The 20,473-nt window shown below is 65.2% G+C and carries 20 protein-coding genes, 1 tRNA gene, 1 pseudogene and 1 riboswitch; of the genes and pseudogenes, 11 read left to right on the top strand and 11 right to left on the bottom strand.

Going from position 1 to position 20,473, the window contains the following annotated elements; translation table 11 throughout:
* Window positions 1-35: 35 nt before the first annotated feature.
* The 9 genes from MUK71_RS14190 to MUK71_RS14150 form a co-directional block, all read right to left on the bottom strand.
* Entirely contained in the window at window positions 36-878 is an 843-nt protein-coding gene (locus tag MUK71_RS14190) for a carbohydrate ABC transporter permease (protein ID WP_227902665.1), read from the bottom strand.
* Window positions 878-1,828: a carbohydrate ABC transporter permease gene (locus MUK71_RS14185; RefSeq protein WP_423723628.1), complete on the bottom strand. Its 951-nt coding sequence runs from the start codon at window positions 1,826-1,828 to the stop codon at window positions 878-880. Before MUK71_RS14185 ends, MUK71_RS14190 begins: the two co-directional genes overlap by 1 nt.
* Window positions 1,829-1,836: 8 nt before the next feature.
* On the bottom strand, window positions 1,837-3,159 hold the full coding sequence (locus MUK71_RS14180) for an extracellular solute-binding protein (protein ID WP_227902662.1): 1,323 nt from the start codon (window positions 3,157-3,159) through the stop codon (window positions 1,837-1,839).
* A 136-nt stretch (window positions 3,160-3,295) separates the two neighbouring features.
* Window positions 3,296-4,222, bottom strand: a complete 927-nt coding sequence (locus MUK71_RS14175; RefSeq protein ID WP_227902660.1) for an AEC family transporter — start codon at window positions 4,220-4,222, stop codon at window positions 3,296-3,298.
* Window positions 4,223-4,231: 9 nt separating this feature from the next.
* Entirely contained in the window at window positions 4,232-4,690 is a 459-nt protein-coding gene (gene panD / locus MUK71_RS14170; protein WP_227928519.1) for an aspartate 1-decarboxylase, read from the bottom strand.
* Window positions 4,691-4,802: 112 nt separating this feature from the next.
* A tRNA-Gly gene (locus MUK71_RS14165) sits at window positions 4,803-4,876 on the bottom strand.
* 113 nt (window positions 4,877-4,989) lie between these two features.
* Window positions 4,990-5,331, bottom strand: coding sequence for a protealysin inhibitor emfourin (locus tag MUK71_RS14160; protein WP_227902657.1), 342 nt, complete (start codon window positions 5,329-5,331; stop codon window positions 4,990-4,992).
* Window positions 5,328-6,395, bottom strand: coding sequence for a M4 family metallopeptidase (locus tag MUK71_RS14155; protein WP_227902655.1), 1,068 nt, complete (start codon window positions 6,393-6,395; stop codon window positions 5,328-5,330). Before MUK71_RS14155 ends, MUK71_RS14160 begins: the two co-directional genes overlap by 4 nt.
* Window positions 6,396-6,526: 131 nt before the next feature.
* A complete protein-coding gene (locus MUK71_RS14150; protein WP_227902653.1) occupies window positions 6,527-7,027 on the bottom strand; it encodes an SseB family protein in 501 nt (166 codons plus the stop codon).
* Between the two features lie 69 nt (window positions 7,028-7,096).
* On the opposite strand from MUK71_RS14150, the gene MUK71_RS14145 reads away from it, so the two are divergent.
* Both MUK71_RS14145 and dcd read left to right on the top strand, forming a co-directional pair.
* Window positions 7,097-7,951, top strand: a complete 855-nt coding sequence (locus MUK71_RS14145; protein WP_227928520.1) for a tryptophan 2,3-dioxygenase — start codon at window positions 7,097-7,099, stop codon at window positions 7,949-7,951.
* A 22-nt stretch (window positions 7,952-7,973) separates the two neighbouring features.
* On the top strand, window positions 7,974-8,603 hold the full coding sequence (dcd, locus tag MUK71_RS14140; protein ID WP_227902649.1) for a dCTP deaminase: 630 nt from the start codon (window positions 7,974-7,976) through the stop codon (window positions 8,601-8,603).
* On the opposite strand, the gene MUK71_RS14135 is transcribed toward dcd, so the two are convergent.
* On the bottom strand, window positions 8,600-9,994 hold the full coding sequence (locus tag MUK71_RS14135) for an MFS transporter (RefSeq protein ID WP_227928521.1): 1,395 nt from the start codon (window positions 9,992-9,994) through the stop codon (window positions 8,600-8,602). The two genes, dcd and MUK71_RS14135, sit on opposite strands and share 4 nt — an antisense overlap.
* Before the next feature lie 211 nt (window positions 9,995-10,205).
* On the opposite strand from MUK71_RS14135, the gene MUK71_RS14130 reads away from it, so the two are divergent.
* The 6 genes and pseudogenes from MUK71_RS14130 to mnhG form a co-directional block, all read left to right on the top strand.
* On the top strand, window positions 10,206-13,247 hold the full coding sequence (locus MUK71_RS14130; RefSeq protein ID WP_227928523.1) for a Na+/H+ antiporter subunit A: 3,042 nt from the start codon (window positions 10,206-10,208) through the stop codon (window positions 13,245-13,247).
* Complete coding sequence (locus MUK71_RS14125) at window positions 13,244-13,732, top strand: Na(+)/H(+) antiporter subunit C (RefSeq protein WP_227902642.1); 489 nt, start codon at window positions 13,244-13,246, stop codon at window positions 13,730-13,732. The genes MUK71_RS14130 and MUK71_RS14125 overlap by 4 nt, the downstream gene beginning before the upstream one ends.
* Window positions 13,729-15,339, top strand: coding sequence for a Na+/H+ antiporter subunit D (locus MUK71_RS14120; RefSeq protein ID WP_227928525.1), 1,611 nt, complete (start codon window positions 13,729-13,731; stop codon window positions 15,337-15,339). Before MUK71_RS14125 ends, MUK71_RS14120 begins: the two co-directional genes overlap by 4 nt.
* Before the next feature lie 14 nt (window positions 15,340-15,353).
* Window positions 15,354-15,932 (top strand): Na+/H+ antiporter subunit E, encoded by a 579-nt coding sequence (locus tag MUK71_RS14115; protein WP_227928527.1) that lies wholly within the window; start codon window positions 15,354-15,356, stop codon window positions 15,930-15,932.
* Window positions 15,932-16,189 carry an MrpF/PhaF family protein gene (locus MUK71_RS14110; RefSeq protein WP_423724610.1) on the top strand — a complete coding sequence of 86 codons (258 nt, stop codon included), beginning with the start codon at window positions 15,932-15,934 and terminating at the stop codon, window positions 16,187-16,189. Before MUK71_RS14115 ends, MUK71_RS14110 begins: the two co-directional genes overlap by 1 nt.
* A 3-nt stretch (window positions 16,190-16,192) precedes the next feature.
* Window positions 16,193-16,561, top strand: a pseudogene (gene mnhG, locus MUK71_RS14105) (monovalent cation/H(+) antiporter subunit G); the annotation flags it as partial.
* A 221-nt stretch (window positions 16,562-16,782) separates the two neighbouring features.
* Here mnhG and MUK71_RS14100 read toward each other — a convergent pair.
* Window positions 16,783-17,046 (bottom strand): DUF4235 domain-containing protein, encoded by a 264-nt coding sequence (locus MUK71_RS14100; RefSeq protein ID WP_227902630.1) that lies wholly within the window; start codon window positions 17,044-17,046, stop codon window positions 16,783-16,785.
* Window positions 17,047-17,155: 109 nt separating this feature from the next.
* A riboswitch (TPP riboswitch) is annotated at window positions 17,156-17,289 on the top strand.
* Window positions 17,290-17,468: 179 nt separating this feature from the next.
* On the opposite strand from MUK71_RS14100, the gene MUK71_RS14095 reads away from it, so the two are divergent.
* The 3 genes from MUK71_RS14095 to MUK71_RS14085 are packed head-to-tail and all read left to right on the top strand — an operon-like array spanning window position 17,469 to window position 20,460.
* Entirely contained in the window at window positions 17,469-18,023 is a 555-nt protein-coding gene (locus MUK71_RS14095; RefSeq protein WP_227928669.1) for an ECF transporter S component, read from the top strand.
* Window positions 18,024-18,025: 2 nt separating this feature from the next.
* Entirely contained in the window at window positions 18,026-19,642 is a 1,617-nt protein-coding gene (locus tag MUK71_RS14090; RefSeq protein ID WP_227928531.1) for an ABC transporter ATP-binding protein, read from the top strand.
* Window positions 19,639-20,460 (top strand): energy-coupling factor transporter transmembrane component T family protein, encoded by an 822-nt coding sequence (locus MUK71_RS14085; RefSeq protein WP_423724606.1) that lies wholly within the window; start codon window positions 19,639-19,641, stop codon window positions 20,458-20,460. Before MUK71_RS14090 ends, MUK71_RS14085 begins: the two co-directional genes overlap by 4 nt.
* Window positions 20,461-20,473 lie beyond the last annotated feature (13 nt).

The raw sequence follows: 20,473 nt of genomic DNA, 5'->3' as shown, positions 1-20,473 counted from the left end.
AGGGATCCTTTTCTGAGTCCGGATGCCGAAGGGCGCTAGCCCTTGACGGCGCCCTGGGTTAGACCGGAGACGATTTGGCGCTGGAACGCCAGCACCAGGACAACTACGGGAATGGTGACAATGATGGCTGCCGCGGAGATGGCACCGGTGGGCTCCTCGAACTGTGACGCCCCGGTAAAGAACGCCAGCGCTGCCGGGACGGGGCGGGCAGCCTCTGTTGAGGTCAGCGAGATGCCGTACACAAAGTCATTCCACGCGATGAAGAACGCGATGATGGCGGTGGTGAAAACACCCGGCGCAGCCAGGGGCACGATGGCCTTGCGGAACGCCTGCCACGTGGTGGCGCCGTCCACCTGTGCGGCCTGCTCCAGCTCCCACGGGATCTGCCGGAAGAACGCTGCGAGCGTCCAGATGGAGATCGGCAGGGTCAGGGACAGGTAGGGGATGATCAGGCCCGGCCAGGTGTCGTACAGGCCGATGTTGCGCCACAGGTTGAACAGCGGGGTCACGATGGAGATCACCGGGAAGATGGAAACACCCAGCGCGGTGGTCAGGACCAGTTTCTTACCGGGGAAGTCCAACCGGGCAATCGCGTACGCGCACAGCGTGGCCAGGATGACCGCGATGAACGTCGCGATGAGGCAGATGCCGATCGAGTTCCGGAGCGAACTGAGGAACAGTCCCTGGGCGTCGCCCACCAGGATCTGCTCGTAGTTGCTGGTTGACCAGTTGGTGGGAAGGAAGGTCCCGGAGGTCAGGTCACTGGGGAGCTTGAACGAGGTCGCGAAGATCGAGGCCACCGGGAAGAGCGCGTAGAGAATGACCAGGACCGAAATGATGGTCCAAATGACCCGCCGTTTGACTGGTGAGGACTTCACTAGTTACCCCCTCGTGCGCCGGAAAGGTCCACTTTGAACAGTTTGATGGCGATGAAACAGATGATGATGACGCAGATGAACAGCAGGACGGACACGGCGGACCCCATGCCGATCTCCAGGCGCGTGATCGAGGTCCGGTAGGCCAGCAGCGAGAGCACCTCGGTACCGTACGCGCCGTTGGTCATGATGTAGACGTTGTCGAAAATGCGGAAGGCATCCAGTGCCCGGAACAGCACGGCAACCATGATGGCGGCCTTCATGTTCGGGATGATGACCCTGGACATCCGCTGCCACCAGGTGGCGCCGTCCACTTCCGCAGCTTCGGTCAGCTCCCCGGGCACCTGGGCCAGGCCGGCCAGAAGCAGCAGGGAGATGAACGGGGTGGTTTTCCAGATTTCCGATGCCATGATGACAAACAGGGCCGTCCAGGTGTCGGCAAACCAGTTCAGGTCCGGATCTATGCCCGGCACCCAGCTGAACCAGCTGTTGATGTACCCGGAGTTGATGTCGAACGCGTAGAACCAGGCGAAGGCCGAAACAACGGTAATGATGCCGTACGGCACCAGGATGGCGGTTCGGAGCCAGCCACGGACGGCCTTCAGTGCGCTGTTCATGACCAGTGCCAGCGCGAAACCCAGGATGAGTTCCACCACCACCGTGATCACCGTGATCAGCACCGTCACACCCAGATCCCGCCAGAAGAGCCCGTCCGTGAGGATGGTGGCGTAGTTGCCCAGACCGACGAATGCGCGGTCGTCCGGGGCCGTCAGCCGGTATTTGAACAGGGAGTCCCACAGTGCCAGCAGGATGGGGTAGGCGGTGACCGCCAGCATGATGATGAAAGCCGGTCCCGCCAGCCAGAAACCAAGCCGCCGTTCAGCCTTGGCGCGGTCGCTGAGGGGCTGTTTGCGCGGTGCTGCTTCGGCCGGGGTGTTCCGGACCGCATCTATGGATGTGCTCACAGCAGTTTCTCCCCTCGAAGGACCTCAGTGATGAACTCCTGGCTGGTGGCCGGGGTGGTATCCGGATTGACGTCGCTCGGCGGAGTCCACGTCTGCTGGATGCCGGTGGAGATTTCGTTGTAGTACGGGGTCTGCGGGCGCGGTACGGCCAGCTCGAGCGAATCCCGGATGGTCGGGGCCATCGGGAAGGTCTCTTCGATGCCCGGAGTCTCGTAGGCGGCTTCATTCGAGGGCGGGTTGCCGTTGGTCTCAAAGTACTGGGCCTGGTTTTCCGGCGACACGATGCACTCGATGGCCTCGTAGGCCAGGTCCGGGTGCTGGCTGTTGGAGCCCACACCGAGGTTAATGCCGCCGAGCGGGGGAGCGGTGTCCTCACCCTCGTTCATGGCCGGAAACAGTGTCCAGCCGATGTCGTCAATGAGGGACTCCGGCAGCGCGCCTTCCTCCACCGATGCATTGGTGGCGGGCCAGACGAACGGATAGTTCACCATAAAGGAGCCCTGGTCACCCTGGAACTGGACCATGGACGTGTTTTCGGTCTGGGTGGGCAGGCCCGGCCCGCCGAGTCCTTCCTTGCCAATGGTAGAGACCACCTCGGCCGCCTGCTTGCCGGCATCACTGTCGAGGCCAAGCTGGATTTCATCGGCAGAGGCATCGGGATTCTCCACGATGGTGCCGCCGGCCGATGCCACCAGGGCATTGACCCAGACGGTCATGGATTCCGCACGTGCCCCCTGCACGCCGATGTATTTGTCCTGGCTCTTCGCGGCTTCGATGATCTGGTCCCAGGTCACCGGCTTGCTCATATCGAGCCCTGCGGCTTCAGCCACGGATTTGCGATACCAGAGGATCTGCGTGTTGGCCCAGAACGGGACGGCCACCACTTCGTCCTTCCACTTCGCACCTGCCAGGGCACCTTCCAGGACCCCCTGCGTAGTGCGCTCTGCGACGTCGTCGGGAACCGGGGCGAGATAGCCCGGTTCCGCGTACTCCGGGACGTTCGGCGGGTCCAGGCTCATGATGTCCATGGACTTATCCCCGGCGGCCAGACGCCGTGCCAGCTGCTCGCGCTGCGAAGCGGCGTCGTTGGGGAGCAGGGATGTTTCGATGGTGTAGGCGCCGTTGGACGCGTCGCTGCACTGTTTGGCCAGTTCGGCCTGTCCGCCGGCGTCCGGGTTGATGTACCAAGTCAGTGTTGGTGCTGCGCCCTCATCGGATCCGCAGCCGGTCAGGAGAGTCGCACCGAGGGCCAGGGCAACGCCGACGGCGGACCGGGCCCCTTTCCGGGAGCGCCCCCAGTGTCTTGCATCCTTTGGCATCGGTACAGTGCCTCCACCTCGTCGTAGGCATCCGCTGACGGACAGCGGACGGGCCGCAACACTAAGCAGCCTTTGATTTGACCATATGCCCTGATCGTAATTTACGCCACACAAAAGCGGGTAGCCGAAGTGCGGTTCAGGCGAGCAGGGCTGCAGCCAGAACCAGGATGGGCAGGGAAGCCACGGTGGTCATCAGCACGGTGTCTTTGGCAACGAGGACGCCCTGTCCGTATCTGGCGGCGGCTACGAACACATTCTGCGCTGTGGGCAGGGCTGCCGTCACTACTACGGCAAAGAGCAGGTGCCCGTCCATGCCAAGCAGGTAGCGGGCAAGCAGGTATGCCAGCAGGGGCTGGAGTACCAGCTTGAACCCGGAGGCGAGGGCAACGTCCACCCGGCGTCCGCCGTCGGCGTTCATCGGCCGGGAACCCACCAGAGAGAGGCCGAAGGCCAGCAGCATGGCGGGCACAGCGGCACCGCCGATAAGGCTTACCGGTTCGTGGATGATCTCCGGAAGGCGGGTGCCGGTGGCGGCCAGCAGGAGGCCGATCAGGGAGCCGACCACAATCGGGTTGCGGACCACCTGCCCGGCGAAAACGGTGACCGACGTGCGGCGGCCGCTGGTGGCTGAATCCAGCATCATCAGGAACAGCGGCGTGAAGAAGGCGAGCTGGAAAATCAGGACCGGGGCAATGTACGCCGCGTCCCCGAGCACATACACGCAGATGGGCAACCCGAGGTTCGCGGCGTTGACCAGCGAAGCCGACATGGAGGAGATAAGCAGTTCCGGCACCGGCCGCCTCAGCCACCAGCGGGTCACCAGCACATACAGCCCGGCTGTGGCCAGTGCGCTGGCGGCGGCCACAAGCAGGGGCAGCGAGAACACGGTGTGCAGATCCGCTTCACTGAGGGTGGTCAGGAGCAGCGCCGGCGAGGCGACGAAGAAGGCCAGGCGGCTCAGGACTGTCTGCGCGTTCTCGCCCAGCACCCCCAGCCTGCCGATGACATAACCGGTCAGGATGATGAGCCAGACAACCGCGAATCCGGTGAGTACCCCCAGCACCGGCTGCGCTTATCCGGCGGTGGCGATGTCCGGGGTGTTGCCCTGGACGAGGGTGTTGTTCAGGGCGAGCGGCGGACGCTCGGTCCCTTCCGTGACTGCTTCGGCGGGATCGGTTCCCAGCTCCAGGATGCGGTTGGAGGAATCCACGTGGACCACTGTCGGCACAAAGGAGCGGGCTTCGTCGGTGGTCATGTCCGCGTAGGTAATCAGGATGACTGTGTCGCCGACATGCACCAGGTGGGCGGCGGCGCCGTTGATGCCCAGCACCCCGGAGCCACGCTCACCGGCGATGGTATAGGTTTCCAGCCGGGCGCCGTTGTCGACGTCGACAATGGAGACGAGCTCGCCGGGGAGGATATCCGCGGCTTCGAGCAGGTCGAGGTCAACCGTTACGGACCCAACATAGTGCAGGTCTGCATGGGTCACCGTTGCACGGTGAATCTTGGACTTAAACATTTTCCGGTTCATCGCGGACAAGTCTACGCCGATCACAGGAGAGTTCGAGCCCCCGCTCTTGACAGGCTGCCGTGGGATTGGCGGGGGAGGGAGCCGGCTCTGCGGGGAACCCCGGCCGGTGCTGTGGAGCGGGCGACGGGAATCGAACCCGCGTATCAAGCTTGGGAAGCTAGCGCTCTACCATTGAGCTACGCCCGCAGCGCCGGAGATTTCCGGCACAGTTCCCTACTTTACATGGAAGCGGGCGGTTGCCGAATTTACGCGCCGGGCTGATCCGTTTACGCGTTGGGCGGAGCGGCCCGCCCGGTCACTTACCCCTTATTCCCGCCGGTGTCCGGGCCGGCACGGTGTGTGTTTTCTTCGGGGGAGACGTCAGAAGGCTCCTCCGCCGCAGCCGCGTCAACGGGTGCCCCGCTGCGGGCACGTTCCACAAGCTCGCGCCACCGGCCTTTGACCTGGCGCTCGGGAATGGTCACCGCTGCGGGACCGACGGAAATCTCGTAGGTAAAGCGGTCCGGTTCGTCATCCGCAGTCTCCGGCGGGTCGCTCAGGAGGGGCAGCCACTGGTCCCGTGCTTCCTCGGGGCTGACCTGTGTGCTCCACTCACGCTGCATTCCCGCGAAGCCGCCGCTGCGCACTACTACCAGTCTCATACCATGACGTTAACCTCTTTCCATGCGGACTGAACAGCAGAACTTTCCTCGGTTCCCGCTCCGTAGCGTTTTTCGGCGGCCGTCAGTGTGGCAGCGGCGAAGACTGCGAACGTGGCGTCGGCCGGGAAATTGGGCTCGGTAATGGTGTCGTACCAGATCTGTCCTGCGCGTTCCCAGGCATACCCGCCCAGTGCGGCTGCGACCAGGTAGAAGGCGCGGTTGGGGATGCCCGAGTTGATGTGCACGCCGCCGTTGTCCGCTGCCGTGCGGACGTAGTCGTCCATGGATCCGGGCTGCGGGTCCTTGCCCAGCACGTCGTCGTCGTACGCCGTTCCGGGTGCTTTGAGTGAGCGCAGGGCCTGCCCGCCCACATGTTCGGTGAACAGGCCCTCGCCCACCAGCCAGCTCGCCTGGCCGGCTTCCTGGCCCAGCAGCTTCTGCTCCACCAGTACGCCGAAGACGTCGGCGATGGACTCGTTCAGGGCACCTGACTGGTCCCGGTATTCCAGTTGCGCGGTGTACTGGATGAATCCATGTGCAAGTTCATGGCCGATTACGGTGAGGGATTTGCTGAAGCGCTCAAAGACCTCGCCGTCGCCGTCCCCGAGGACCATGCGGGACCCGTCCCAGAAGGCATTGTCGTAGTCGCGGCCGTAATGCACCGTGGCTTCCAGCGTCCGCCCGGCGCCGTCCACAGAGGAGCGGCCGTAGGCATCGCTGAACAGGTGGTACGTGGCACCGAGCCCCTCATACGTTTCGTCGACCGCGGCGTCTCCGGTTGCGGGCTGCCCCTCGGACCGCACCGGGGTGCCGGGCAGCTCCTCCTGGCCAAGGGCATCCGAGACGATGCGTCGCAGAGTGGGAGTGAACGCGGTCCCCGTGCTGCGGGACGGGGGCGGGTGCGGCAGGGACCGGGCCGCTTCGACGGTTCCGAGGGTGGTCAGGGTGCGACGCGCGGCGGCGGCCGCTGCAGCCCGGCCCGGGTCTTCCGCGGCGGCGAGACGGGTCAGCAGATACGGCGGAACGATGGAACAGATTGAATGTGTCACGCGTGAGTTGGTCATTTGTCAGCCCTCCTGGTGAGGATCACCAGCGTAGGCCCCGTCACTGACACTTCAAGGGCTGAGACCGCAAAATGCCATCAAATGGCCATAACGCAACCCAACCTGCCCGATTCGGTCCTTATCGGGGTGGATTAGCCGTCCGTCCCGGGGCGTTCCGGACGCACTGAATTTTCCTGTGCCGCCTGCTCGGCAGCCTGGTCATAGGCGGCGGTCAGCGACGCCACCACGTCCGGGCCGATCTCCATGCCGACGTCGTGCCCGGGGTTCAGTGCCATGCCGTAGCCGGGTGCGATGCTGCGGATGGTGGCCTCGCCGGTAGCCTTGACGACCACCGGTGCCGCCTCGCGCAGCTGCTGGGGGATCCGGTCTGCAGTGGAGAACACGGCGGCCACGGAATACTCGGAATCGGGGGCCTTGAGCACCAGTGCCTGGAAGGAGGAGGAATCGTCCTCCTTTGCCAGCCGGCCCACGCTGAGCAGCTCGGACGTCCAGATCACGGACATGACCTCACGGTTGGAGAGGCGTCCCTCGCGGCCGGCTTTGACGGCTTCCTCGAGGGCTGCGCCTGGGGCGGGTGCGTCCTCGTTGGCCAGCGGCATTGCGGGGACGTCGGGAGTATTGTCCGGTTCCATCTGGGACTCCTTGGAAAGATCGGGGTCAAAACCCCAAGTCTGGCATACCCAGCGGATACCGTGGTGGGCATGGAAGCCAACGAGAACACCCGCAGCCTTGAAGCTGGTATTGAACGGGATTTCAGCGACAAAATGAGCTACGGGTCCTACCTTGCACTGGATGAACTGCTTTCTGCGCAGCATCCGGTCAGCCGGCCCGAGCACCACGACGAGATGCTGTTCATCATCCAGCACCAGACCTCGGAGCTGTGGTTGAAGCTGGTCCTGCATGAGCTGCTGGCCGTGCGGTCCCGGCTGCAGGAGGATGACCTTCGTTCAGCAATGAAGGGGATTGCCCGGATCAAGCACATCCAGCGCTCGCTGACCGAGCAGTGGTCCGTACTGGCAACCCTGACCCCCTCCGAATATGCGCAGTTCCGCGGAGATCTCGGGGCTTCCAGCGGGTTCCAGTCCTACCAGTACCGTGCCGTGGAGTTCCTGCTGGGGAACAAGAACGAGTCAATGATTGCAGTATTCTCCGCTGACCCGCAGGCGCAGGCACTGCTGTCGGGGCTGCTGGGGGAGACCAGTATCTATGACGAGTTCATCCGGTATCTGCACCGCCGCGGCTACGCGGTGGACGCTGCCCTGCTTCAGCGGGATGTGCGCAAGGCCCATGTCTACGACCAGTCGCTGCTGGAGGTCTACAAATACGTCTATGAGAACCACGAGGCGAACTGGGATGTTTATGAGGCCTGCGAGGAGCTGGTGGACCTGGAGGACAATTTCCAGCTGTGGCGTTTCCGACACCTCAAGACCGTGGAACGCACTATCGGCATGAAGCGCGGCACCGGCGGTTCCAGCGGTGCGGGCTTCCTCCGGCGGGCACTGGACCTCACGTTCTTCCCGGAGCTTTATGCCGTCCGTGCGGAGATCGGGCGCTAGGGGTATGCGCTATTTTTGAAGAGTGCTGATATCTGATCGTGACATCCGAGCCGAGATTGCCGAAAACCGGATCGCCCTGGACCCGTATGACCCCGCAATGGTCCAGCCTTCCAGCGTCGATGTGCGCATCGACCGGTTCTTCCGGCTCTTCGATAACCACAAATACGCCCACATTGATCCGTCGCAGGACCAGTCGGAGCTGACCCGCCTTGTGGAGGTGGAACCGGACGAGCCGTTCATCCTCCACCCCGGCGAGTTTGTGCTGGGTTCGACCTATGAACAGGTCACGCTGCCGGACGATATCGCCGCACGGCTGGAGGGGAAATCCTCGCTGGGCCGGCTGGGGCTGCTGACGCACTCCACCGCAGGCTTTATCGACCCGGGCTTCTCGGGGCATGTCACCCTGGAGCTGTCGAACATGGCCACGCTGCCGATCAAGCTCTGGCCCGGGTCGAAGATCGGCCAGCTGTGCTTCTTCCGGCTGAGCTCGCCGGCGGAGTTTGCCTACGGTTCGGGGCAGTACGGCAACCGGTACCAGGGCCAGCGTGGTCCGACGGCGTCGCGCAGCCACCTGAACTTCCACCGCACCAATGTGGCCGACGACGCCGCGGTCAGCGCCGCCGGCCAGACGGAAGTCCGCGCTTCCTCCTAGCGGTTGCCTTTATGCCGGGCGCCGTCGGAGCCCTTGCGGGGGTGTCCGACGGCGGCCGGGGAGCGCACCGGCAGCAGCACGAGCAGGCCGGCCAGCAGCACGGCAATAATGCCGATGATTCCGTAGCGCTGCGCGCCGAAGATCACGATGCAGGCGGAGAACAGCGTGGGTGCCAGGAAGCTGACGGCACGGCCGGTGGTTGCATAGAGGCCGAAGAGTTCGCCTTCCTCACCCTCCGGGGCAAGCCGGGCAAGGAACGCCCGCGACGCTGACTGCGCAGGCCCCACAAACAGGCAGAGCAGCAGGCCGAAGATCCAGAAGGTCGTGTCCCCTGTCCACTGCAGGCCAAGCATGTCCTGGTCGCCCGGTCCCAGCACCACGACGGCGGTGCCGGCCAGGATAAGTCCGATCAGCGAGCCCACAATAACGGCCTTCGGGCCGGCACGGTCGTCCAGGAATCCGCCGATCACGGATCCCACTGCTGCCACCACATTGCCGAAGATGGCGAACATAATCACCTCGGACAGTTCCCATCCGAAGGTGCCGGCCGCGATGACTCCGCCGAAAGTGAACACTGCGGCCAGTCCGTCACGGAAGACGGCGCTGGCGAGCAGGAAGTAGATGGTGTGGGGGCTGCTTTTGAGCAGGGACCGGATGCGCTTGAAGAGCAGTTTGTAGGAGGCAATGATACCCAGCCGGGCCACTGCTTCCTGGCGCGGCACCTCGGGGACCGCGAACATCAGGGGCAGGGCGAAAAGCAGGAACCAGACGGCTGAGAACAGGGCCACGGACCGCAGGTTCAGTCCATCTTCGGATGTGACACCGAACCAGCCGACGTCGGGCTGGACAAAGCCCACCAGAACCAGTGCCAGGGCGGCGATGCCGCCCACATAACCCATGGCCCAGCCGAGCCCGCTGATTCTGCCCACGGATGCCGGGGTGGAGATCTGGCGGAGCATGGCATTGTAGTTCACGCCCGCAAATTCGAAGAACAGGTTTGCGAGGGCAATGAGCGTCACGCCGAGGATCAGGTAATTGGGGGAGGGGAGGACAAACCAGCACCCGGCCATCAGGGCGCAGGTGAGCAGCGTGTTGATGGTCAGCCATTTGCGGCGCCGGCCGCCGGCGTCGGAGCGCTGTCCGGTAACGGGGGCAAACAGGGCGACGGCCACACCGGCGATAGCCAGGGCGGCGCCGAGCACTGCCGAGTTCTCGTCCGTATCGCCAAAGGAGGAGGAGGTGAGGTAGACGGTGAACACAAAGGTGGTCATCACCGCGTTGAAGGCAGCGGATCCCCAGTCCCAGGAGGCCCAGGCGAGCACCTGCTTCCAGCGTGCCGGTTGCGGGGAGGGCGCCGCCACCGCGGGCTCCTTGTGTGTGCTGAGACTCATGCGCAGAGCCTAACCGCAACCGGGGTTTTCCCGTGTATTCCACGCCGCTGCGCGGATGTGTGCCCCCGGTGCGGAAGAGCCCGAATAGGAAGTGGCGTCTATGCCATGGGTAGAATGTATAGACCGACCTTGACCGCCCCTTGATAAGTACAGCCTGATAACTACAGCTCTGTAACGCTGCAACATCGACAAGAGAGTCCGGGAGATCATCGTGCTATTTGTGCTCACCGTTCTGTTTACGGTGGCACTGGTTGCGCCCTTATTGTTCCGGAAGGTGGGCCGGTCGGCGTTCTACGTTCTTGCGGCCTTCCCTGCCGCCGCCTTCATCTGGCTGGTGGCCACCTTCCCCCGGTACACAGGTGCTGACCAGACGCTCGCCTCGGGTGCCCCGAACGCACCCCCGTCAGTCACTATTCCGTGGATCCCTGACCTCAGGGTAGAGCTGGCGTTCAGGATGGACACGCTTTCCGCGGTTCTTTCCATCCTTATCCTCGGTGTTGGCGCGCTGGTCCTGTTCTACTGCGCCCGGTATTTCCGGCCCAATGATCCGAAGATGGGATCCTTCGGCGCGCAGCTGCTGGCTTTCGCAGCGACGATGTTCGGCCTTGTTACGGCAGATGACCTCATCCTGCTGTTCATCTTCTGGGAACTGACCACCATCCTGTCCTACCTGCTGATCGGCTACGCAGCACACCGCCTGTCGGCACGGCGTGCGGCATTGCAGGCGCTGATCGTGACGACCTTCGGCGGTCTGGCGATGCTGGTGGGCATGATCATGCTCGGCTCGGCAGCGCAGACCTACCGGATTTCGGAGATCCTGGCGCAGGCCCCGGAGCTGGTCTCCCAGGGCACGTTGGTCAACGTGGCCATCGCCCTGATGCTGGTGGGTGCTGTCTCGAAGTCCGCGCTGGTGCCGTTCCACTTCTGGCTGCCGGCCGCCATGGCCGCCCCCACTCCGGTCAGCGCGTACCTGCATGCCGCGGCCATGGTGAAAGCCGGTATCTACCTGATTGCGCGGCTGGCCCCCGGATTCTCCGAGACCCTGCTGTGGCACCCGATCGTGCTGATCCTGGGCCTGCTCACCATGCTGGTCGGCGGCTGGCGGGCGCTGCGGCAGTTCGACATCAAACTGATCCTTGCCTACGGGACGGTGAGCCAGCTCGGTTTCCTGACCCTGGTGGTGGGCCTGGGCAACCGCGAAGCGGCGGTGGCCGGAATGGGCCTGCTGCTTGCCCACGGGTTCTTCAAGGCCACCCTGTTCCTGGTGGTGGGAATCATTGACCATCAGGCCGGAACGCGTGACATCCGCAAACTCTCCGGCATCTTCCGCGCTGCGCCGAAACTGGCGGTGGTTGCCGTCATCGGCGCCGCCTCCATGGCAGGCATCCCGCCGTTCCTGGGCTTCGTGGCGAAGGAATCCGTTTACGAGACCTACGTGCACTATGGCGAGGAGCAAGGCACCTTCGCGGGCTGGATCCTGCTGGCCGGCGTCGTTATCGGTTCCGTCCTTACCTTCGCCTACAGTGCGCGCTTCATCTGGGGTGCCTTCGCCACCAAGGGCGGATGCGCACCTACCCCGTTCAAAGCGGTTTCCTGGTCCTTCCTCGCCGCGCCGGCCATCCTCGCCGCGGCCACCGTGGTTTTTGGTCTCTGGCCGGGACCGCTGGATACCGCGATTGCCTCCTACGCCGACCTGTTCCCGGCTGACGGCCCGCCCACGCACCTGGCCCTCTGGCACGGGCTGACGCCGGCCCTCGGGCTGACCGGACTGACCATTGCTGCCGGCGTTGCACTGTTCCTGCTGCGCCGGAACGTGGAGTCCTTCCAGCGGGACATTGCCTTCCCGCTGGACGCGGAGCGTTCCTACCGCGGCACCATCGGCGTGCTCGACGACGTCGCCGTCTGGGTCACCGGACGCACCCAGCGAGGCTCGCTGTCCTTCTACCTCTTCGTCATCCTGTCCATGGCGATTGTGACGCCGTTGTCGGCGCTGCTGGTTCGTGCCGCACCCATGCCGCAGGATTTCCGGCTGTACGACAATCCCCTTCAGGCCGTGATCGGCGCAGCAGTGATCCTCGGCGCCGTTGCCGCCGCCCGGGCCAGCAAACGCTTCCTCGCCGTGCTGATGGTCTCCGTCAGCGGATACGGCATTGCGCTGATCTTCGCGCTGCAGGGGGCCCCTGACCTGGCCCTCACCCAGATGCTGGTCGAAACCATTGTGCTGGTGGCCTTTGTGCTGGCCCTGCGGTCCCTGCCGGCACGCCTGTGGAAGCGCGAACCGAAGCGGCACCGGCTGCTGCGGGCCGTCCTGGGTATTGCCTTCGGTGCCAGCATGGTGATTTTCGCGATGACCGCCATGGCGTCCCGGGTTGCCACGCCCATCTCCCTGGACTTCCCCAAGCTGGCCTACGAAATCGGTGGCGGGAACAACATTGTTAACGTCACGCTGGTAGACATCCGCGCCTGGGACACCTTCGGGGAGATCTCCGTGCTGGCCATTGCCGCCACCGGGCTGGCCTCCCTGATCTTTGTCCGCGGCCGCGGCGACAAGCGGCGCCGGGCTGAAGGGGTTGCCAGCGGCTCGGTGGACCGCGGCCGGGAGCACTTTGCCTCCACCGGCCGGCGCCAGGCCACCCTGGCTCTGGCCCGCAAGTTCTCCAACGTTGGCCGCGAGGCCTGGCTGGTGGCAGGCCGGACGCTTGCCCCGGAACGGCGCTCCATCATCTTCGAGGTGATCACGCGGCTGCTGTTCCACTCCGTCATCATCTTCTCGGTCTACTTGCTTATCGCGGGCCACAATGCCCCCGGTGGCGGATTCGCGGGCGGCCTGATGGCAGGGCTCGCCCTGACCATCCGCTACCTTGCCGGCGGCCGGTTCGAGTTGGCGGAAGCCAGCCCCGTCAGCGCCGGAACCCTGCTCGGCGGTGGCCTCGGCCTCGCCGCCCTGTCCGCCGCAGCGCCGCTGTTCTTCGGCGGACAGGTCCTGCAAAGCGCCATCATCAAGTTCACCTGGCCGATTTTCGGGGAGGTCAAGTTCGTCACCTCCACGATCTTCGACATCGGCGTCTACCTCATTGTGGTGGGACTCGTGCTGGACGTCCTGCGCAGCCTGGGCTCGGAGATCGACGAGCGCAGCGAAGGTGACAGGGATGACGAGGACACCATAGTGGAGGAACCCCAGATCATTAGTGCGGACGAAAACGCCGGCGACACCACCGGAACACGGGCCGGCGAAGAGGAGGTGGCACGGTGACGGTCAACCTCACCCTCCTTCTGGTCATGGGCGCCCTCTACGCAGCCGGGATCTACCTGCTGCTGGAACGCAGCCTTACCCGCGTGGTGCTGGGCCTGACCATGCTGACCAATGCCACCAACATCCTGCTGCTGGCGACCGGTGGTCCGGCAGGGCTGGCCCCCATGTTCAACAAGGACCTGCCGGCGGACGCCTACAATGATCCGCTGCCCCAGGCCTTTATCCTCACCTCGATTGTCATTTCCTTCTCGGTGACTGCCTTCATGCTTGGCATCATCTACCGGTCCTGGGTGCTGGGCCGCCAGGACGAGGTCCAGGACGATATTGAGGACCGCCGCGTGGCCAGCCAGAGCAGTTTTGACGCCGAGGATGACGCGGACGTCCCCGAGGACACCACGGAATTCACTCCGCCGGACGAGGCGGAAGAGGCCGCAGGCTCGCAACGGGGAAACACAACAACGAACGGACCGGAGGTGAACCGATGAACACAGCAAGCCTTGCCCCCCTGGCCGTGGTGCTGCCGTTCTTCGGCGCAGCCCTGGCCTTCATCCTGATCCGGCACCAGCGCTCCCAGCGGGTGGTCAGTGTCAGCATCCTGGCAGTGACCCTGGTGCTGGAAGTGATCCTGCTGCTCTCCGTCTGGAACACCGGCGCGGTGGCCGTAAACCTCGGCGGCTGGCTGCCACCGTTCGGCATCACCATGGTGGTGGACCAGTTCTCGGCACTGATGCTCGTAGTCTCCTCCGCGATCAGCCTGGCCGTCCTGATTTACGCCGCGGGCCAGGGCATGGCCGACGGCGACGAAGACGGACCCATCTCGATCTTCCACCCGACGTACCTGATTCTGGTGGCCGGCGTTTCCAATGCCTTCCTTGCCGGTGACCTGTTCAACCTGTACGTCGGATTCGAAATCCTGCTCACCGCCAGTTATGTCCTGATGACCCTGGGCGGAACAACTCCGCGGATCCGGGCCGGCGTGACCTACGTAGTGGTCAGTGTTGTCTCCTCGCTGCTCTTCCTGATTGCCATTGCCATGATTTACGCGTCCACCGGGACGGTGAACATGGCGGACCTGGCATTGAAGCTGGGCGATCTGGATCCCGCCACACAGATGATGCTCCACCTGATGCTGCTGGTGGCCTTCGGCATCAAGGCGGCGGTCTTCCCTCTCTCCTTCTGGCTACCGGACTCCTATCCCACCGCGCCGGCCCCGGTCACCGCCGTGTTCGCCGGGCTGCTGACCAAAGTAGGCGTCTACGCCATGGTCCGCACCGAAACCCTGCTGTTCCCGGGGGACCGGATCAACACGCTGCTGATGGTGGTGGCAGGCCTGACCATGCTGGTGGGCATCCTCGGTGCACTGGCGCAAACGGACATCAAACGTATGCTTTCCTTCACCTTGGTCAGCCACATTGGCTACATGGTGTTCGGACTGGCGGTCGCTTCGGTTGTTGGCATCGGGTCCGCCGTGTTCTACGTGGTCCACCACATCACCGTGCAGACCTCGCTGTTCCTGGTCACCGGCCTGATTGAACGGCGCGGCGGCACGGCCAACATGGACCGCCTGGGCGGACTCGCCAAGCTCTCACCGCTGCTGGCCGTGCTGTACTTCATCCCGGCCATCAACCTCGCCGGCATCCCGCCTTTCTCCGGCTTCCTCGGCAAGCTTGGCCTGATGCAGGCCGGCGTTGAGCTGGGCACCCCGCTGGCCTATCTGCTGGTGGCTGCCGGTGCCGCAACGAGCCTGCTGACGCTGCTGGTGATGGCACGGGTCTGGAACCGGGCATTCTGGCGGACCCCCGAGGACGCGGTCCACCCGGACCCGATCCTGCTGGCCACCGGCCCGGACGGATCACGGCTGCGGAACTCGGAAGACGTCAGCGAGATCACCAGCGGCCGGTTCTCCTCCCGGGATTCCGTGGACCTGCTGCCGCGGACCATGGTGTACCCCACCGTCGGACTCGTGGCGCTTGGAGTGTCACTGACCGTCCTCGCCGGACCGCTGTTCTCGCTTAGCGACAATGCGGCCCGGGACCTGCTGGACCGCACGCCCTATATCGAAGCAGTGCTGGGAGAGGGGGCCGCAGAATGACGAAGGAAGCGCCCATGCGCAACCGCGCCCGCGTTCCGCTCCTGAAGGAACTGCCGCTGCTGATCTGGCTGGTGTTCCTGTGGGGCGCGCTGTGGCAGGACTTCAGTGCCGGAAACCTGATCTTCGGGGCGGTGATCGCCTTTATCGTGGCGAACATCTTCTACCTGCCGCCGGTTGAGCTCAGCGGACGGTTCAACCCGCTGTACGCGCTGGTCTTTGCCGGCCGTTTCTTCTACAAACTCGTGCATGCCAGTTTCCACGTGTTCTGGCTTGCGCTGGTCCGCGGGCCGCGGATCCGGAACGGGGTGATCGGGGTGAAGCTGCGCAGCCGCTCGGACCTGCTGGTCACCGCCACCGGCCACGCCCTGTCGCTGATCCCGGGGTCGCTGATTGTCGACGTCGACCGCTCCACATCCACGCTGTACCTGCACGCACTGGACGTTTCCACAGCGGAACAGGCAGAGAAGGCGCGTACCGAGGTGCTCAATGCCGAGGCGTGGCTGATCCGCACAATGGGCACCAAGAAGGAACTCGAAGCACTGCGTGCCGAGACGGCAGAGGCGCGGCAGCGCAAGATCGGAGGACAGGCATGATGACCGCAGCAGTGGTGGCCGTGTGCCTCATGCTGGCCGTGGCCGGTGCAGGAGCCATTTACCGCATCGCCAAGGGTCCCTCGATCCTGGACCGTGTGCTGGCGGCTGACGTGCTGCTGGCCATAGTCGGCGCAGCCCTGGCCACCGACATGATTGTTTACCGCAACCTTGATTACCTGGCGCTGCTGGTGGCCATTTCACTGGTCGGCTTTATCGGCTCCGTAACCGTTGCCCGCTTTGTCACGGACAGGAGGTAGGCAATGGAAGAGACCGTGTATGACGTGATTGTCGCCGTGCTGATGCTCGGCGGTGCCCTGATGTCCCTGGCTGCGGCCATCGGCCTGATGCGCTTCCCGGACCTGCTGAGCCGGATGCACGCTGCGTCCAAGCCGCAGGTGCTGGGCCTGCTGCTGTTCCTGCTGGCCATGGCCGTGGAATTCCGCAGTTGGAAACTCCTTCCGATCCTCGCCGTCGCCTGGATCTTTATGCTCCTGACCGCACCTGTATCCGCCCACATGGTGGGCCGGGCAGGCTACCGGACCAAGCACCTGCGCCCGGAACTGCTGGTGATCGACGAGCTGGACGACGTCGTCGAACGCGCCCAGCGGCTGCTGAAAGAGGCGGAGGAGGAGCAGGCTCTTGAAAATGACGAGGACGACCCGCTGGTGGATGACGATCCGGACGGGACCGCCCCCGAAGCGGACATGTACACCGGAGAGCTCGACGACGATGAACTGTTGCGGGCCCGCGACGGCGCAGCTGCGGGCGACTTAACCACAGACGCCCAGCGCCCGGGGAAAAACCCCGAGGGCTGAGCGCCGCGGTTCCGCCGGCCGGGCGGCAAACCGGGTTAGACGACTTCCGGCGTCTTCTTGTAGCGCTGGATGGCACGCTGTGTACCGCGGTTGGTGAGCACCCGGATGACGGAGCTGACCGCACCGGAGACAAGGGCAAACGCCACGGCCGAACGCAGGCTGTTTTCCAGGCTTCCTTCGGCATCCTTGGGCGGCTCGTTGCCCGTGGCCTTGGTCCAGATGAAATCAAGTGCCTTGGCGGCGACGATTCCGGACAGAATGCTGGCGCCGGTTCCCAGCAGTTTGAGGATCAGGTTCATGAGTAACTCCTAGCTTCGGGCGATTTCCCTAACCCTACGGTACCGGTGGAACACGCGGATCTGCTGATGCCTGTGTAGATCCGGAGCCCGTGTGTAGAGTGGAACCGCAAACATACGACAGGGGAGCGCCGTCCCGCAGCAGGTCCAACGGATCTGGGTGACGGGCGCTGAGAGTGCGGACATCCGCAGACCCTCGAACCTGATCCGGTTAGTACCGGCGAAGGGAGTCGAGAGCTCAGGGAATCTTCCCGCAACGGGCCGGCAGCCGCCGGTGCGGGCGGGAAGCTGTGCCGGTATACCGGCCGTCCCTCCCCTCCTGATTCACAGGAGGATATCCATTGAAAGACCGTTATTCAGCAGCGGCACCGTCCGCCAACCAGCTCCCCCCGGCACGCCCTGCCGCGTCCAACCGTCGCTGGCGGGTGGTGGACATTGTTGTGGCCTCCGTCCTCGCCGTGGCGGTAGGCGTTATTTTCTGGGCATGGTCCCTCGGCTATGCCGGGGTCAGCGCACTGACGGCGGCGTTTCCGCCGCTGGCCGGACTTTATACCGGCGGCTGGCTGATTGCCGGGGTGCTTGGCGCGCTGATCATCCGCAAACCGGGCGCGGCGATTTACTGTGAAATGCTGGCCGCAGCCGTCTCCGGTGTATTGGGCACGCAGTTCGGCCTCTCCGTGCTGCTCTCCGGTTTTATCCAGGGACTGGGTGCCGAACTCGTGTTCCTGATCTTCCTTTACCGTCGGTTCACGCTGCCCGTGGCGCTGCTGGCGGGCCTCGGCTCCGGTGTGTTCCTGGGACTGAGTGAAAACATCCTTTACAACCTGGAATGGGCAGCGCAGTGGCAGCTGCTCTACGTCATCCTGACTGCGGTCTCGGGTGCGGTGATTGCCGGCGGACTCTCCTGGCTCGCGGTGCGGGCGCTGGCCAGGACGGGTGCGTTGGCCCCCTTCGCGTCGGGACAGACCGGAAAGGCGTAGCCGTGCTGTTTGGCAGAAAAGCCGGACGGAGCCGGGCTGCCCTTCGCAGCCCTGCGCCGTCCGGTTCCCCTGCGCCGTCCGGTTCCCGGGCCCGGCCGGCCGCTGTCACTGCCCGCGGCTGGGGCTGGCGGCATGGCGGCCGCAGTGCCTCCGCGGTGTCCGGACTGGACCTGACCATTTCCCCCGGCGAACGGGTGCTGCTGCTTGGTGCTTCCGGTGCGGGGAAATCCACTGTCCTGCACGCCCTGGCAGGGGTTCTCGGACCGGATACCGGCGGCGTGGAGCACGGCACGCTCGCGGTGGACGGCGCGCATCCGTCCGATCCTGCCTCCCGTGGCCGGACCGGACTGGTCCTGCAGGACCCGGACAGCCAGACCGTGCTGTCCCGGGTGGGGGATGAGGTGGCTTTCGGGGCGGAAAATCTGGCCGTGCCCGCCGGGGAGATCTGGCCGCGCGTGCGTGCGGCGCTGGCCGACGTCGGTTTGGAGGTGCCGCTGGAAAGCTCGACGGCGGCCCTGTCCGGCGGACAGAAGCAGCGCCTTGCCCTGGCCTCGGTGATGGCCATGGAACCGGGGCTGCTTCTTCTGGACGAGCCCACGGCCAACCTTGACCCCGCGGGCGTTGTGGAGATCCGCGACGCCGTAGGCCGGGTACTGGACCGCACCGGGGCCACACTCATTGTGGTGGAACACCGGGTCCAGGTGTGGGCCGAGCTGGTGGACCGCGTGGTGGTGCTGGCCGCGGGTGGCGGGGTTTTGGCGGACGGCCCGCCCGGCCAGGTGCTGGGTGATCCCGGGCACCGGGAAACCCTTGCCGCGGCCGGCATCTGGCTGCCCGGGACCGCGCCGGAGATACCGGAGGACTCGGGGGCCTCCTGGCATCCTGGCCGTGGTGACGGAAGCCTGCTGCTTTCAGCGCGCGGGCTGGCGGTGAGCCGGACGAATACCGGGCCGCCCGTGCTCACCGGGGCGGATCTGAGCCTGGCGGCCGGCACCGCGGTAGGGATCACCGGGCCCAACGGCGCGGGAAAATCCACCCTGGCCCTGACACTGGGCGGCCTGCTCCGGCCGCATACCGGCACGCTCGAGGCGGCAGCGGAGCTGGCCGGCGCCGCCCGGCGCGAACCTTTCCGCTGGAAATCAGGGGAACTGGTGGAACGGATCGGAACGGTATTCCAGGAACCGGAGCACCAGTTCCTTACGGCCACTGTGCTGGATGAACTGGCGTTCGGTCCGCGGCGCGTAGGCAGGGAAACCGACGGGAAAACGCTGGACCGGGTGCATGAACTGGCGCAGCGCCTGCGGCTGGACCACCTGCTGCAGGCAAACCCCTTCACGCTTTCGGGCGGGGAGAAACGCCGGCTGTCGGTGGCCACCATGCTCGCCACCGCGCCGCGGATCCTGTTGCTGGATGAACCGACGTTCGGGCAGGATGCCCGCACCTGGGCCGAGCTGGTGGCGCTGCTGCGTGGTCAGCTGGCGCAGGGACAGTGCGTGGTCTCCGTGACGCATGATGCTGAGTTCGTCCAGGCACTCGCGTCCCGGACGCTGCGCGTGGCGGACGGCGCTGTGACCGAGCTTCCTTCGACACCGGCTGCCGCAGTGCAGGTGAACCCGTGAGCGGGGTGCAGGTACGGCCGGACGGCACCGCCGCGGCACCCGCACGGCCGGGCGGCAGCTTGCTGAAACGCGCGAATCCGCTGTCCAAACTGGCCTCCGCGTTGCTGCTAACCCTGGCTGTCCTCGTCACCGTGGACTGGGTAAGTTCCACCGTGGTCCTGGCGGCCGAGCTTGCCCTGCTGCCGCTGCTGCACATCCGGATCGCCACCCTGATCCGGAGGACCTGGCCCCTGCTGGTGGCCGCGCTCATCGGCGCGTGGGGTACGGCCCTGCTGGCGGAAAAGACCGGCACGGTGCTGTTGGAGACCGGCCCGCTGGTCTTCACTTCCGGGTCCGTGGCCGCCGGAATAGCGATCGGACTGCGCGGCCTGGCCATTGCCCTGCCCGGTATCTACCTGCTGACCACCACGGATCCCACGGACCTGGCGGATGCGCTGGCGCAAAAGCTGAAGCTGCCGCACCGCTTTGTCCTGGGAGCCCTGGCAGCGATGCGGCTGGTGGGATTGCTGGTGGAGGAGTGGCGCACGCTCGGACTCGCCCGGCATGCCCGCGGGGCCGGACCGGATACCGGTGCCGCCGCCCGGCTTAAGGGTTTCGGCGGACAGTCGGTGGCCCTGCTGGTCCAGGCCATCCGCCGTGCCACTCGCCTGGCCGTGGCCATGGAGGCCCGCGGATTCGGGGCAGCGGAACGGACCTGGGCAAGGTCTTCCACATTCAGCGGGGTGGATGCGGCGGTTTTCGGTGCCGGCCTGGCCGTGTCAGCGGGAGCTGTCGCGGCCGCCGTGGCGGCAGGGACCTTCAATTTCATCCTGACCTAGCGCCGCGGAGACG

Source organism: Arthrobacter zhangbolii (assembly GCF_022869865.1).
Taxonomy (GTDB): domain Bacteria; phylum Actinomycetota; class Actinomycetes; order Actinomycetales; family Micrococcaceae; genus Arthrobacter_B; species Arthrobacter_B zhangbolii.
Note: the sequence above shows the minus strand (reverse complement) of the source record. Positions and strands in the feature narration are given on the sequence as shown.